This is a genomic window from Shewanella oncorhynchi (assembly GCF_030848765.1).
In the GTDB taxonomy this organism is placed as follows: Bacteria; Pseudomonadota; Gammaproteobacteria; order Enterobacterales; family Shewanellaceae; genus Shewanella; species Shewanella oncorhynchi.
The window spans coordinates 3,920,430-3,935,930 of the sequence record NZ_CP132914.1 but is presented as its reverse complement, the minus strand read 5'-3'; the positions used below and the strand labels follow the sequence as shown (position 1 = coordinate 3,935,930).

The window sequence follows — 15,501 nt, the reverse complement described above, 5'->3', positions numbered from 1 at the left end:
GTGTTCCTTATATTTTATTGGGTATTGCATACCGAATAATATCATCAAAATATCACATTAAAATATTGATTGTTATTTAAGCAGGATGCCAAATGCTTTGAGCTTATGTGTATTGCTCTTACTGTTTGTTTTTACATGGCTAATACTTTTGATTTACCATCCTGTTCTGTTAGGTGAACAGTGAAGTGTCTATAATTAGTTACTCATCAATGTGTTACATTGGCAATGTGCGATCTTGCCCTCTTTTTTTACGCATTCAACTCTGAAATAATCCGCTCGCACGTTAATAGAAGTTAGCGGCAATATTATAATAATGGGGTTGATGATATGGATAATGTTAATAAATTAACGGCTATTTCTTTAGCTGTTGCAGCGGCTTTGCCTATGATGGCAAGCGCAGATGTGATGATCACCGAATATGTTGAAGGTAGCTCAAATAATAAAGCGATTGAACTGTATAACAGCGGCGATACGGCAATTGATCTCGCGGGTTATAAACTGGTTCGTTATAAAGATGGTGCTACTGTTGCGTCGGATATGGTGGCTTTAGGTGGTCAAACTATTGCGGCAAAATCGACAAAAGTTATTTTAAATACTAGCGGTACTATTACTGTTGCTCAAGGGGTTGATAGTTACTCTGGTAGTTTAAGTTTTAATGGCGGTGATGCGGTTGCCTTAATGAAAGATGATGCAGTCATCGATATTATTGGTGATGTGCCGACGCCAACGGGTTGGGGATTAGACGTTACCTTAAAACGTAAATTAGATGCGTTAGTGGCGAATACTGTATTTAATGCCGCCCAGTGGGAACAATTACCTAAAGATACCTTCTCTGGTTTAGGTTCTCTAGAAACGCCTGCTGAGCCAGAAGTGCCGCTCTTTAGCTGTACTGGCGCTAAAATTGTGCCTATTTATCAAGTACAAGGTGCGGGCGAGTCGAGCCCATTTGTACCAGCAGGGGCATTCGAATCTGAAGCCGAAGTGACTGTGCGTGGCGTAGTGACTGCCCGTGGTGAAAGCTTGTTTAAAGGTTTTTACTTACAAGAAGTTAAGGGTGATAACTCACCGTATACCTCTGATGGTGTATTTGTATTCTTAGGTGAAGCTGCACCTGAAGCGATTCAACCAGGGGTTGAAGTGTGTGTGCAGGGTAAAGTGAAAGAATACTTTGGCCTAACTCAAATCGATATTAAAGCCGATAAGAAATTTGATGTTGGCGCTAAGGGTGAAGTCCCTGTTGCCGCACCTTTCTATGTGGCCGATGGCGAAACCTTAGCGCAAGCATTAGAGCGCTATGAAGGCATGAATGTGGCCTTAGATGCGGGCAGCGATCTTAAAATCAGCCGCACCTTCAGCTTCGACTATGCGGGTAGTCGCAATAACATGCTAGTGTCATATCAAGCACCTTTGATGAAGCCGACACAGCTGTATCCAGCGCTTTCTGCTGAAGCAACGGCATTAGTTAAATCTAACCGCGAAAACCAACTCTTTATCGAATCCGATTACAAGCCTGCCAATGGTGTTATTCCATACTTCCCTGATTTCAATGTGGAAACGGGTTATATCCGTGTTGGCGATCAACTGACTAACCTGCAAGGTGTGATTGGTTACAGCTACGGCGCTTATCGTTTAGTGGCGACTAATACTATTACAGCGGGTGATTTTATCCGTGGTGACGATAGAACCGAAGCCCCAAGTGTTGCAACTAAGGGAGATCTGCGCGTGGCTAGCTTTAACGTGCTGAACTTCTTTAACGATGTTGATGGTGGCGATACCAATCCATCAGGCAGTAACCGTGGCGCCCTAACGCTGGAAGAAATGGTGCTACAACGTACTAAAATCGTTAGCGCTATTACCGCCATGAACGCCGATATCGTCGGTTTGATGGAAATTGCTAACAACGGTTTTGGTGAGAAGAGTGCGATTAAGGATTTAGTCGATGCACTAAATGACAAGCAGACGCCTGAAAACGCCTATAGCTTTGTTGAAATCACCGATGCTGATAAGTATGACGGCAAGTACTTTGGCACAGATGCGATTACTGTCGGCATGTTATACCGTGGTGGTAAAGTGGCTTTAGCGGGGGCAGCACAAGTTATCGGTACTCCAGAACAGCACGCCAGTGCTGGCAGCGTGACTCGCACAAAAGATGGCAAAACTGAGACTAACCCTGGCAATGATGCTTATCAACGTCACAGCTTAGCGCAAACCTTTAAAATCCATGATGAGTCTCTGACCGTAGTCGTTAACCATTTGAAATCTAAAGGCTCAGGCTGTTTAGAAGATTGGGCTAACTTCGAAGAGTCAGTTGATCCGGCCGATCAACAGGGCAAGTGTAATGCTTTCCGCGTATCTGCAGCCAAAGTCTTGGGTGAAACGCTAAAAGACGTGAAAGGCGACTTACTGATCATCGGTGATATGAATGCCTATGGTATGGAGGATCCTATCCGTGTACTAACCGACTTCGATGCGAGCAAGTCAGAGCGTGACATCCTGACCGCTTCGTGGACGACGCTCGACGGCAAAGTGTTTGAACGCCAAGGCAGCAAGATTGAAAAAGGTTATGGCTTTATCAACTTGAACACGAAAGCCCACGGTGCAAGCACTTTCTCTTATAGCTATAACGGCGAGTTAGGTAACTTAGATCATGCTTTAGCCAATGCTAGCTTAGCCAAACGTTTAGTGGATATTGAAGATTGGCATATCAACTCAGTGGAATCTAGCCTGTTTGAATACGGTAAGAAGTTCTCTGGTGATCTGGCTAAATCTGAAAATGCTTTTTCTGCATCGGATCATGATCCTGTGATTGTTGCTTTAAGTTATCCTGCGCCAGTAGTGCCGCCAAAACCTGAGCCAAAGCCTAAAGATGATGGCGGTGCTTTAGGTTATTTAGGTTTAGCACTGATGTCCTTGTTTGGTTTGCAGCGTCGTCGCCGTTAACCTGTATATGGGGTTAACTCACAAGTGCAATTTGTGAGCTAGACTGAAACAAAGGGATGGTTAACCATCCCTTTTTTATCTCTTTTTTTCAGTTTTTATTAGGAGTGAGTATGGATACCACCTCAAATCCGCTGAAAACCATGAATATCAAGGCGCCACTGTGGTTTTACTTTGTCGCAACGCTCAGTTTGTTGTGGAATATCATGGGGCTGATGGCTTTTGTTATGCAAATGACTATGACGCCAGATGCACTGGCACAGATGAGCCCAGATCAAATTACACTCTATGAAACAACGCCAATTTGGATTGATGCTGTGTTTGGCTTTGCCGTAGTTTCAGGGGTTCTAGGATGTCTATTATTGTTATTCAGAAAATTAATTGCTTATAAAGTGTTGGTCGCCTCGCTTATCGCTATTTTGTTGCAAATGACCTATGTATTTTGCATTCAGCAAGCGGCTGTGGTGCTAGGAGCCGACGCGTTAATTATGCCAAGTGTAGTCGTGGTGTGGGGATTATTTCTTGTCTGGTTTAGTCAGCTAAGTACCACTAAATCTTGGTTAGTTTGAGCCTTATTTTTGCCGATATAGATGTGACTAGCTGAGAGTAAACTAGTTGAACTTCATCCACTTCACAGTAAACTGCTGATTGGTTTTATTGACTAGGAAGTTGCAATGAGTATTTGGTTTAGAGCTGTAACGTTAGAGGATTGCGCGCGTTTAGACGCCGGTATGGGTGGCAAAGGCACCTTGATGCAGACTTTAGGAATTGAGATCAGTGAGATTGGCGACGATTACATGAAGGCCACTATGCCAGCCAGTCCGGCGGTGCATAACCCTTTGGGCATAGTGCATGGTGGCGCGAATGTCGCGCTTGCTGAAACCGTTGCTAGCTATGCGGCAAATTTCGCGGTGGATTTTGAGCAGTACTATTGTGTCGGTCAAGAAATTAACGCTAACCACTTACGGGCTTCCCGTAATGGGGTATTAACCGCCACGGCTAAGCCTATCCACTTAGGGAAGCGCAGCTCTGTATGGGAGATTTTAATCCACAACAGTGCGGGTGAACTGACTTGTATTTCACGGATGACGGCGGCTGTCGTTAAACGCTAAATGCAATGAGCCAGCTTATTACCTGTGGTGTGATTGGCGTATCAATCGTTTGATTTAAATAATATATAGATAAGGATTGGATATGGATAACGCTACAATTTGGGAATGGGTTGGTTATTTAGCTTCAGTGGTCGTTGCAATATCACTGATGATGTCAAACATTAAGAAACTGCGCTGGTGGAATCTCATTGGTGCGGCTTTATTTGTGGCCTACGGTGTGGCAATTGGGGCTTATCCTGTTGCCTTAGTTAACTTTTTTATCGTGCTGATTGATACTTATTATTTGGTTAAGCTTTATCGTGAAGCTGACTTATCCAGCAGTTAATGGTGTATCAGCTTAACTCCGCTTTCTCGCACCGCACTTCGCTCCATTGTCCTGAGCAGCTATTTGGTTTTTCAACAGCATCTTAAGTGATGTGAGCGGACCATTGGCTGTGAGTCCGTGTAATTCATTAACTGTCTTGCCAAACCTATTCTTAATCTTTTTTTTAGATTATGAAAATCTAGTTTAATCGTTTTATTCTAAAGTGGTAATTCTCTATTCTTGCTCCATCGACAACACGTCGCAGCCAAGGAGATAAACCATGGCCACCATTTACGATTTAATTGAAACCTGGTTAACCAGCAATCAAGACTAAGGAGCAGGGCATGAGTCAACAACATCAAACAAGTCAGTACTTAACGAGCCAAAACGGTGCCCCAGTGGCCGATGATCAAAACTCACTGTCGGCGGGTGAACGTGGTCCTTTGCTATTACAAGATTGGCATTTAATTGAAAAGTTAGCCCATTTCAACCGTGAGCGTATTCCTGAACGTATCGTGCATGCCAAAGGTACAGGGGTTTACGGCACATTTACGCTGACTAAAGATTTAAGCGATTACACCATTGCTGACCATTTCAATGGTGTTGGTAAGCAAACCGAAACCTTTATTCGTTTCTCAACCGTAGGTGGAGAAATGGGTTCTGCCGACGCAGAGCGCGATCCACGTGGCTTTGGTTTACGTTTTTATACTGCCCGTGGTAATCACGATATCGTGGGTAACAATACGCCGACCTTTTTCTTGCGAGATGGGATTAAGTTTCCAGACTTTATTCATACGCAAAAGCGTAATCCTAAGACAAACTTAAAAGATCCGCAGGCTATGTGGGACTTTTGGTCATTGAATCCTGAAGCTATGCATCAAGTAACCATTTTGATGTCGGATCGTGGTATTCCGGCGAACTACCGTCAAATGCATGGTTATGGTTCACACACTTTCTCGCTGTGGAATGCCAAGGGCGAGCGTTTCTGGGTGAAGTTCCACTTTAAATCGCAGCAAGGCGTGGTCAACTTAACTAATGAACAGGCTGATAAATTAAAAGGGATTGATCCCGATTCATCACAGCGCGATATGGTGGTTGCTATTACTGATGGAAACTTCCCGCGTTGGACGGTTAATGTGCAGATTATGCCTGAGGCAGATGCCAATACTTACCATATCAATCCATTTGATTTAACTAAGGTTTGGCCGCATAGCGACTATCCATTACTTGAGATTGGTGTATTAGAACTGAATCGTCTGCCACAAAACTACTTTGCTGAAGTTGAGCAAGTGGCATTGGCACCTAGTAATTTGGTCCCAGGCGTCGGGGCTTCACCAGACAAGATGTTACAAGCGCGTTTATTTGCCTACGCCGATGCGCAGCGTTACCGCATTGGTGCTAACTACAACCAATTGCCAGTGAATTGCCCGCATGCCGCTAAGGCAAATCACCATCAACGTGCAGGTGCGATGGCGGGTACACAATGTCCTTATCATGGCAGTCAAACTGGTGGCGACGCTTCGGCAAACTATGGCCCGAACAGCACTGCTGATGCCTTGGTTGAGCCAGTAAACTTTAGCGAACCACCATTGCGTTTAGAAGGTGAAGCGGCGCGTTACAGTCGTTATAACCAAGACGATTATACCCAAGCGGGTAATTTGTATCGCATCTTCTCTGAAGCTGAGAAAGCGCGCCTAGTGGCAACAATTTCGGGTTCATTAAGTCAAGCGAGTTTAGATGTGCAGCAACGTATGGTGGCGCATTTTACTCAAGCCGATGCGGATTACGGACAACGTATTAAACTGGCATTAGGTCTTTAAACTATTGCTGTTGCGAATGTTTGAATAATAGTAGAAACGATAAAACTGAGTAGAAAGCCTCTACTCAGTTTTTATTATCAGCGACAATAATATTAACATTCTCGTTAATGTGCTCTTAGGCCGCGATGAGTGCCGCGTTAGGGCTATTTAGCTGCTTTAACAATCCAAATGCTTGCTGCATTTTATCCTCGGTTACGATAAATCCTATAAATGTTTCATCCACGTCGAATGCTTTAATACTGCTTCCTTGAGCATCAATATCGACTTGCCAGCGATGGACGCCATTCACTGTTATACCGCTGAGTTGCATAGGTAACAGTGGCGTTTTCACTTTAATGAGCATGGCGGGAAAATTCACTGCTGTCGGTTGGTTCAGTAATGTGTTCGCCAGCGCATTGGCGCTCAGTAACGCAGGTTGCAAATAGGCCCTATTTTGGCCGTTGATTTGGGCGCAATCACCTAGCGCATAAATATGGGCATCGTTGGTTTGTAAGTATTCGTTAACGACGATACCTTTATTGACCTCTAGCCCCGCATGCTGGGCAAGTTGGCTGTTAGGGAGAAGTCCCGCTGCACAGATAACCGCATCACAAATAAACCGCTGGTCATTATCTAGGCACACAGAGATACTGCCATCTTGGTGTTGCAGTTGGCTGACTCGGGTTTGCAATTGCACTGTGACGTTATGCTGCGTTAGTACAGCGGTCAGTTTGTGGCTTAACATTTCGGGTAGCATATTCGGCATTAAGCTCGCTTGTGGATCGACCAAAAATACTTGCTTACCTGCAGTTGCTAAGTCCATTGCCAGTTCAACTCCGACCAAACCAGCACCGATAACCAGTACTCTCCTCGCACCATGGATGTCTGCTTCGCAGGCCTGATACTCCATTAAGCTGTTAACTGTATGGATGATATCGACGCCATCCCCCTCTATAGGTGGAATAAAGGGCCGTGCACCTGTGGCAAGCACTAATTTTTTGTACGCAATTTCGCGTCCTTGATGGCAACATACTACCTGACGAACTTTATCTATTTTTATGACTTCACAGTGATTTATCACATCAATTTGTTGCTCATGTGCAAATTCAGTCGCGGTCAATTTTATGAGGTCTGACGCCATTTTTTTAAGGCTAAACACATGGCTTAAATCTGGTTTATGGTATTCGTCACCAGAGTCGGCTGTGATAACTGTAATCGGTTGTTCGCGGTTTAAACGTCGCAGTGTTTTGACTAGCTGATATGCCGCGAATCCACTGCCGATAATGACGATTGGCTTAGGCATTAGTCACCTCATTTTTTATGACAGCGAAAACGCTTTTACCTAGGCCACATTCGGGACAGAGGAAGTCTTCGGCCACTTGAGTCCAAGGTGTGCCAGCAATGATATCTTGATTAGGTTCTCCTTTTTCAGGGTCGTAAACCCATTGGCAAACGGTGCAAATCATTGATTGTGTATCATTTAATTCGCACGCTTTTGTTGCAATCGGTGCAGTCATAGGGACGTTATTAGTAGCAGTATTTTCAGCTGTTTGACTGGCCGTGGTGGCTTGGCTAGGTTTTGACATGACTTGATTAATGATAGAGCGACTATTAGCGCTATCGAGGGGACGCAATGCCCATTCTCGCGCGATTCGCTGGCCGTGCTGACGGCATTCTTGCATCGCATCACGATCGGGACGCCATTTGACTTTTAATCCCACTGAAGTTTCGAAACCAGCATCCATCAAACGAGTGTGAATTCTATCGACTGCGCCGCCATTCCAGCCATAACTACCAAAAGCTGCCGCCTTTTTATTGCGAAAACGCAGGCCCGTGATTTCTTCAAGCATGGCGGCAATTTTAGGCATCATCACATTATTCATGGTGGATGAGCCGACTAAAATACCTTTTGACCTAAATGCCTGTGCAAGGATTTCGTTTTTATCATGACGTGCGACGTTATACACTTTTACCGCTACATTGGGGTCAATATCATGGATACCTTGAGCAATACCGTCGGCCATCATGCGAGTATTATTGGACATAGAGTCGTAGAGAATCGTGATGCGGTCTTCTTGATAAGCGTCGGCCCAAGCTAAATATTGGTGAATAATTTGGGCTGGATTATCACGCCACACAATGCCGTGTGAAGTTGCGATCATATCTACAGGTAAATTAAAGCTTAATACTTCGTGAATTTTAGCCGTTACTAGGCTGCTAAAGGGCGTTAAAATGTTTGAGTAGTACCGTAGGCATTGCTCCATTAATTCATTTTGATCAACCTCATCATTGAATAAATGTTCATCGCAATAGTGCTGGCCAAAGGCATCGTTACTGAATAAAACCGCATCTTCGGTGAGGTATGTCATCATGCTATCTGGCCAATGCAACATAGGTGCTTCGATAAATATCAGTTGCTTACCATTGCCTATTGCTAAACTATCACCTGTCTTTACGGTAATGAAATTCCATTCTGGGTGGTGGTGATGTCCTACAATGGAGTCGACCGCATTTTCACTGCAGTAAATTGGTGTGTTAGGAATTTTGGCCATTAATGCAGTCAGGGCGCCTGAGTGGTCTTCCTCTGCATGGTTCATCACAATATAGTCTATGTCGGTTAAATTAATTTCAGCTTCAAGATTTTGTAAGAATTGCTGGCTAAACCGATGATCAACTGTATCAATTAACACGGTTTTTTCTTCACGGATAAGGTAGCTATTGTAGCTTGTGCCTTTAGTTATCTTGTACTCAGTACCATGAAAATCTTGCACTTCCCAATCGCGTTGACCCACCCAGTGGATATTGTTTTTTACATGAATAGTCATAAATACACCTGTGATAATTAATAATGAATGCGCTACGTAAATCTTGCTTATTTAGTTAAATCTCTTATTGCACTCACCATGCCAATATTTTAAGGTTTTGATTTTTATTGGTATTAGCGTATTTCAACATTTTAAATCACTTGCTGATGTCATAATGACAATTTGATATTAGTCAAATTGACATTACACTGTTGTCAATATGACTTTATTTGACTGTGGATGTACTATGAGTGCCCATGCTGATTTAACTCAGTTAGCCTTAGATTTAACTGTCGGCGTGTCGACGCAAGACAGATTTGAGCGTTTGTTGGCAGTGGTCAGGCGGCGTGTCAATTGTGATGCTGCGGCATTATTGGCATTTCGGGAGCAGCAATTTGTCCCCTTGGCGATAGATGGGCTCTTTGCCGAAGTGTTAGGGCGGCGCTTTCAAATTAGTGAACATCCGAGATTAGAGGCTATCGCCCGTGCTGGCGATGTGGTTCGTTTCCCGGCCGACAGTGAACTTCCTGATCCGTATGATGGTTTAATTCCACATCATAGTGCGAACTTACATGTACATGCTTGCATTGGTTTACCACTAATCGCGAACGATCGCTTAATTGGGGCGCTCACCATTGATGGTTTCAACCCTCATCAGTTTGATGATTTTAGTGATAGCGAGTTGCGTGTGATCAGCGCACTGGCCGCAGCCAGTCTTAATACTGCGTTATTGATGCAACAGCTAGAATCCCAAGTTGTTGAAGTTTCCAATGGCACTGAGGTGCTCAATCGTCCTGCTAGTCAGCAGGAGATCATAGGGCAATCCAAACAGATCCAATCGCTAAAGCAGCAGATAAGTGCCGTGGCAGGCACTGATTTATCGGTATTAATTACTGGCGAAACTGGCGTGGGTAAGGAGTTAGTGGCCGCGGCGATACATAATCAATCGACCAGAGCCGATAAATCACTTATCTATTTGAACTGCGCTGCATTGCCTGAGTCCGTCGCCGAAAGCGAGTTATTTGGACATGTAAAAGGGGCATTTACGGGGGCTATCAGTCATAGGCAAGGCAAGTTTGAACTCGCTGACAAGGGGACCTTGTTTTTAGATGAAATCGGGGAGCTTCCCTTGGGGCTGCAAGCTAAGTTATTGAGGGTTTTACAATACGGTGAATTACAGCGAGTGGGCAGTGATAAGAGCCTAAAAGTGAATACTCGGATTATTGCCGCCACTAATCGAATTTTGCACCAAGAGGCAACGGAAGGGCGTTTTCGTTTCGACCTTTACCATAGGTTGAGCGTATTTCCTATCCACGTAGCACCATTAAGAGAGCGTGGGCAAGATATTGTTATGCTGACAGGTTTTTTTCTTGAACGTTGTAAAGCGAAGTTAGGACTCACCCATATCAATATCACACCCGCAGCGCAGCAGTTATTAGAGCAATACACATGGCCGGGTAATGTGCGTGAGCTAGAGCATGCGATACACAGGGCTGCGGTGTTGGCGAAAGCCGAGCTAAAAACGGCTTATATCAGCTTAAGTGATAAACATTTTCAGCTCGATTCTTTGATGAATCAAGCACACAGAACAGTCGACGAAGATAGACCATCAGATGCCGCAACGCCAGCCAGTGAATTAGCATTTAGGTCTGAGTCGGCCTGTCTTGAGGGACAATCGAAAGATAATTCCAGTGTTATGCTGGGGCTTAAGGCTGCGACTGAGAGATATCAGCGTCAACTTATTCGTCAAGTTTTAGCCGCGAATCAACAAAATTGGGCTGCGTGTGCAAGAATATTGCAAATCGATACAGGTAATTTGCACCGACTTGCAAAACGGTTAGGTTTAAAAGAATAAAATATTGCGTGAAGAGATTTTATTCTGCAGCAAAACCCCAGCCTCGATTCTTAGAAGAACAGTGTTGCTACGCCTAAGAGTGCGAACAATACGGCGCAGCCACGGTGTATCCACAACATAGGTAATTTTTCGGCGCTGAAGTGGCCTGCGATCACTACGGGTACGTTAGCAAGCAGCATACCTAAGGTTGTGCCAGCAACCACCATAGTTAATGAATCGTATTTTGCGGCTAATACCACAGTTGCGATTTGCGTTTTATCCCCCATTTCGGCGATAAAAAACAGGATAAAGGTGGCGAGAAAGGGGCCCATTTTATAGAAACGACTCTCCTCTGCATCGACTTTATCGGGGATTAACACCCAAAGAGCGATTGCAAAGAAGGACGCGGCCACTAAATAACGTGCAAGATCTGGGCTTACCCAGTTAATGGCCCATTGGCCAATCCAAGCTGCGGCAAAATGGTTAAATAATGTCGACAGCAAAATACCTAAAATAATGGCGGTTTTATTTTTAAATCTTGCGGCGAGGATTAGTGCAAGTAATTGAGTTTTATCACCAATTTCGGCGATAGCAACCGTAAAGGTTGAGGCAAGTAGGGCTTCCAAGTGTGATCCTTTAGGGGTGGTTATGACATAAGCACAATAAACCGTCCACCCCTAGGTGCGGTCATTGTGCTCAGGTCTTGCTGGGCAAATCTATGATTTGCTGTGAACACCATGGCATGTTGCCAAGTATGTTGATGTTCACCCTAGATGACGATGGCTCGAAATCCAGTTAGCTACTCCCCCGAAGCGAGGTGGGCATTATACCTAGGTAAGATTTAGTTTCAAGCACGAGTTTATAACAGTAGGTGCTGATAAATGTTTGACGGGTGTCAGAAAAATACCGATTCACATTCTGTAACTTAATGAATATAAATGAATTATTTTTTGACAACGTTGTCTTTTGTTGCTAATTTAGCCAAGTCATTTCTACTTAGTTACATACTGTTAACTCGTAGTGACTCAATGATAACGACTGTATTTGGCAAACTAATTGAAAAGTTAGGACGCAAAGCTTCCGGTCTAAGGTTGTAAATGGATTTTTTAGTGAACTAAGATAGCGGAGTTGCCGCAGAATTCGATTTCTGTGAAAGATAAACGACTGCTGTTTAATGCTGTTGTTTGCCCAAATACCACTTTTATATCTAAGCCTATCATTATGTTTAGGATGATAGGCAATCAATGGAGTGCATTAAAGTGGCAAATTCTACTGTTTTTTCCCCTATTTCTAAATTGAGTTTATTGGCCGCGGCAGTAATGGCGACGAATGCGTTTGTGAGTATCTCTGCGCAGGCGCACGGTTATGTTGTGGCACCTGAATCGCGTTCATATGCCTGTAAAACAGGTAAAAATGCCAATTGTGGTGCGGTGCAATGGGAGCCACAAAGTGTTGAGGGGCCATCGGGTTTTCCTGAATCAGGTCCTGCTGATGGCAAACTGGCGAGTGCTGGCAATGGTGCTTTTTCACCTTTGGATGAACAAAGTCCGAGCCGTTGGGCAAAGACGGATATTAAATCGGGCTGGAATAAATTCAGTTGGCAGTTCACTGCAAATCATGTCACCCGTAATTGGCGTTACTATTTAACTCGCCAAGATTGGAACCCAAACCAAGCTTTGAGCCGAGCGAGCTTTGACTTAGCTCCCTTTTGCGTAGTTGATGGTGGTATGGAACAGCCGCCTAAGTTAGTGACCCATGACTGCTACGTGCCAGAAGGTCGCAGTGGTTATCAAGTGATCTTGGCCGTGTGGGAAGTGGGAGATACGACGAATAGTTTCTACAATGCTATCGATGTGAACTTGGGCTCGGGTCCTATTGTGCCGAGTGAATGGCAAGATGTGGGGGATATCAATCCGTCACTCGATCTAAAAGCAGGCGATAAAGTGATGACCCGGGTGTTTGACGCCAATGGTGAGCAAGCGGCTAAGCAAACAGTCATTACCATTAGCGATGCGACTCAAGGTGATAAACAAAATTGGCCTTTCCTATTAGCAAGCGCGATTAATGCCCAGCAGTCCCAGTTAAAAGCGGGACAAAAAAATGCATCGGGTGTGATTGAGCCTGTGTATGGCAAAAACGACATTTTTACAGCGAAAAACTCAGGTATTGAGCGTGTCGAAGTAGGATTTGATTTAGCTCCTGCTCCGGGCAACAGCTTAGAAGTCACTTCACTTGCCGACGATTATCAAATTATCGATGGTGCGGCGAAGGTCAGCTTTGATGTGACCAGTAACGCCGAGATGCTAGTGTCAGCGTATTTGTTTAGCCATGATGGCACAGCGGCAGGTTTTGTGAGCCAAACTGTTAACAATACCAGTGCTAGCTTAGTGTTAGACGTCGTTGAGCCTAAAGCTGGGCATTATCATTTGCAGGTAAAAGCTGAGCCTAAACAAGGTGATGTTATTCAGCAGAACTTTGATCTCTTCTTAAAGGATCAAGCTCCTGCACCAGAAGCTGATTTTGTATTCCCAGCAGGCGTGAAAGGTTACGTTGCAGGTACTACAGTGTTACAGCCTAAAAATGGCAAAGTGTATCAATGTAAGCCATTCCCTTATAGCGGCTATTGCGTGCAGTGGTCGGCTTCTGCCACAGGATTTGAGCCAGGTGTTGGCGCTTCTTGGGCTATGGCGTGGACTGAGCTGTAAATTAACTTTTTGAGCTAACCTAGCTTCAAAAAGGTGTCATTGGGCTTAAACATATCCGTGTGTTTAAGCCCATATTTTGCATGCTCTCGATGGTGAAAGATGCGCTTTACCTCGGTTTAAGCTCAATGCTGCATCCGATATATTTTCAACAAAGGTAGCGCTTTTGTTGGCTTGTTTATTTTCGTTTATCACAGCGCTATTAAGTTGTTACCGTACCGTTTGCTACCCTTCTTTGTTCACAACTGGCTTGCCCACTGGGTTTGGCTCTGTTAATGTCCCAAACTATCTATTTAATCGATGCTTATATCGGTACATTAATTTGGGCTATCACAATTGAAAGTCATGCCATTTTTCAATAATCGATTTAGTTAGCCTCAATGGCTACTGGGTTGAAACATTCAAAAGCTATTGGGGCCAATTGATCTGCTAGGTCGAGATCTGATTGGATGCTTTAAGTGATGTGTCGCTTATTTCGATTTAAGACGCAAGGCTTTATCGGTTCAAATCTTACTCAAATAAAATAATAATTAATTATTGAACAGGACTATTGTGTGAATTCAAAAATGTTAGGCTCGATCGCCATCGTTGCCGGGACGGCCATTGGCGCAGGTATGTTAGCGTTACCTTTAGCCACAGCGGCTTTAGGTATTATCCCTGCTTTAGTGTTACTCGTCGTTATTTGGGGCGTGTCCGCCTATACCTCATTACTTATGCTCGAAATTAACTTACGCACTGGCGTGGGGGATAACGTGCATGCTATTACGGGTAAGTTACTGGGTAAAAAAGGTCAAATAATTCAAGGCGCTTCTTTCTTAAGTTTATTATTTGCTTTGACCGCCGCTTATCTCACCGGTGGGTCATCGCTATTAGTGCTTAAAGCGAAGAACATGTTTGATATCGTGCTCGATAATCAAGTCGCAGTGTTGTTATTTACACTGGTGCTCGGTGGCTTTGCGGCGCTAGGTGTTGCTTGGGTCGATAAAGTTTCACGTTTCCTATTTTCGTTAATGATTCTATTGCTCGTGGTGGTGGTATTATTTTTATTGCCCGAAGTCAGTATTGCTAGCATGGCAACTGGCGCGATTGCCGAGTCTATGACCAGCAATTGGATGGCGGCAATTCCCGTAGTGTTTACTTCGTTTGGTTTCCACGTTTGTATCGCCACTTTAGTGCGTTATCTCGATGGCGATGCGGTATCACTGCGTAAGGTGTTGTTAATCGGCTCGACGATCCCACTCGCTTGTTATGTTCTGTGGTTATTGGTGACTTTAGGCACAGTAGGCGGATATGAGGTGAATAGTTTTGAAGGTTCACTACCTTCACTCGTCACGGCATTGCAGGATATTGCTCATACGCCTTGGATCAGCAAATGTATTTCATTATTCGCTGACTTAGCTTTAGTGACCTCATTCCTCGGTGTGACCTTAAGTTTATATGACTTTATCGCCGAATTAACTCGTGCCAAAGAAACGTTTGCCGGTCGTATTCAAACTTGGTTACTCACCTTTATTCCGCCTGTTTTGTGTGCCTTGTATTTGCCTGAAGGCTTTGTGGCGGTACTGGGATTTGCGGCCGTACCATTGGTCGTGATGATTATCTTCTTGCCAATTGTTATGGCACTGCGTCAACGTCAGTCGCAGCTGGGTGGTTATCAAGTGTCTGGCGGATCTGTTGCATTAGTCATTGCAGGCTTGTTAGGTGCCGTGATTGTGGGTGCCCAACTATTTGTTGGGATCTAATTCATTGCGATAGATGAGGGCTTTTTAGCGAATACATCTGGGTAACTTTGATTAAATGTATTTGCTTTGTAAGCGAGTTTTTCAGAGTCTGTTATAGAGAGTGTCGCATGTGATAAAGTCAGGCCCCGGCCTGACTTTTTGCTTTTTAGGTTTTAAAGCGAGTGATGCTGGGTTTTAGCACAGTTATTTAAAATTAAAACAACGCTATTAAAACGAGAAAATGGCCCAGCTTGCGCGTGGCTTCATTCACATAAAACGGACTTAACA

Annotated in this window: 11 protein-coding genes and 2 riboswitches; of the genes, 8 read left to right on the top strand and 3 right to left on the bottom strand. The window is 44.2% G+C overall.

Annotated features, from left to right (window positions below; genetic code table 11):
* The first annotated feature begins 327 nt into the window (after nucleotides 1–327).
* The 5 genes from exeM (at nucleotide 328) to katB (ending at nucleotide 6,173) form a co-directional block, all read left to right on the top strand.
* The gene (gene exeM / locus RA178_RS17515; RefSeq protein WP_168824918.1) at nucleotides 328–2,940 is read left to right on the top strand and encodes an extracellular exonuclease ExeM; all 2,613 of its coding nucleotides are present in this window, start codon (nucleotides 328–330) and stop codon (nucleotides 2,938–2,940) included.
* 110 nt (nucleotides 2,941–3,050) lie between these two features.
* A complete protein-coding gene (locus RA178_RS17510) occupies nucleotides 3,051–3,506 on the top strand; it encodes a hypothetical protein (protein ID WP_168824920.1) in 456 nt (151 codons plus the stop codon).
* 105 nt (nucleotides 3,507–3,611) lie between these two features.
* Nucleotides 3,612–4,049, top strand: a complete 438-nt coding sequence (locus RA178_RS17505) for a PaaI family thioesterase (RefSeq protein WP_028761594.1) — start codon at nucleotides 3,612–3,614, stop codon at nucleotides 4,047–4,049.
* 82 nt (nucleotides 4,050–4,131) lie between these two features.
* A complete protein-coding gene (locus tag RA178_RS17500; RefSeq protein ID WP_028761593.1) occupies nucleotides 4,132–4,374 on the top strand; it encodes a YgjV family protein in 243 nt (80 codons plus the stop codon).
* A gap of 323 nt (nucleotides 4,375–4,697) precedes the next feature.
* On the top strand, nucleotides 4,698–6,173 hold the full coding sequence (katB, locus tag RA178_RS17495; RefSeq protein ID WP_173246491.1) for a catalase KatB: 1,476 nt from the start codon (nucleotides 4,698–4,700) through the stop codon (nucleotides 6,171–6,173).
* A 115-nt stretch (nucleotides 6,174–6,288) separates the two neighbouring features.
* Here katB and norW read toward each other — a convergent pair whose 3' ends face one another.
* Together norW and norV are read right to left on the bottom strand one after the other, a co-directional pair.
* The gene (norW, locus tag RA178_RS17490) at nucleotides 6,289–7,455 is read right to left on the bottom strand and encodes an NADH:flavorubredoxin reductase NorW (protein WP_028761591.1); all 1,167 of its coding nucleotides are present in this window, start codon (nucleotides 7,453–7,455) and stop codon (nucleotides 6,289–6,291) included.
* Nucleotides 7,448–8,977: an anaerobic nitric oxide reductase flavorubredoxin gene (gene norV / locus RA178_RS17485; protein WP_028761590.1), complete on the bottom strand. Its 1,530-nt coding sequence runs from the start codon at nucleotides 8,975–8,977 to the stop codon at nucleotides 7,448–7,450. The genes norW and norV overlap by 8 nt, the downstream gene beginning before the upstream one ends.
* 226 nt (nucleotides 8,978–9,203) lie before the next feature.
* On the opposite strand from norV, the gene norR reads away from it, so the two are divergent.
* The gene (gene norR, locus RA178_RS17480) at nucleotides 9,204–10,811 is read left to right on the top strand and encodes a nitric oxide reductase transcriptional regulator NorR (RefSeq protein ID WP_306683052.1); all 1,608 of its coding nucleotides are present in this window, start codon (nucleotides 9,204–9,206) and stop codon (nucleotides 10,809–10,811) included.
* Between the two features lie 50 nt (nucleotides 10,812–10,861).
* Here the strand turns inward: norR and RA178_RS17475 are convergent, their stop codons facing one another.
* Entirely contained in the window at nucleotides 10,862–11,416 is a 555-nt protein-coding gene (locus RA178_RS17475; RefSeq protein ID WP_131524629.1) for a TMEM165/GDT1 family protein, read from the bottom strand.
* 83 nt (nucleotides 11,417–11,499) lie between these two features.
* Nucleotides 11,500–11,603, bottom strand: a riboswitch (yybP-ykoY riboswitch).
* Between the two features lie 223 nt (nucleotides 11,604–11,826).
* A riboswitch (cyclic di-GMP riboswitch) is annotated at nucleotides 11,827–11,926 on the top strand.
* A 123-nt stretch (nucleotides 11,927–12,049) separates the two neighbouring features.
* On the opposite strand from RA178_RS17475, the gene gbpA reads away from it, so the two are divergent.
* On the top strand, nucleotides 12,050–13,495 hold the full coding sequence (gene gbpA, locus RA178_RS17470) for an N-acetylglucosamine-binding protein GbpA (RefSeq protein ID WP_306683050.1): 1,446 nt from the start codon (nucleotides 12,050–12,052) through the stop codon (nucleotides 13,493–13,495).
* Nucleotides 13,496–14,058: 563 nt separating this feature from the next.
* Nucleotides 14,059–15,234, top strand: a complete 1,176-nt coding sequence (locus RA178_RS17465; RefSeq protein WP_173248682.1) for an aromatic amino acid transport family protein — start codon at nucleotides 14,059–14,061, stop codon at nucleotides 15,232–15,234.
* Nucleotides 15,235–15,501: the final 267 nt, after the last annotated feature.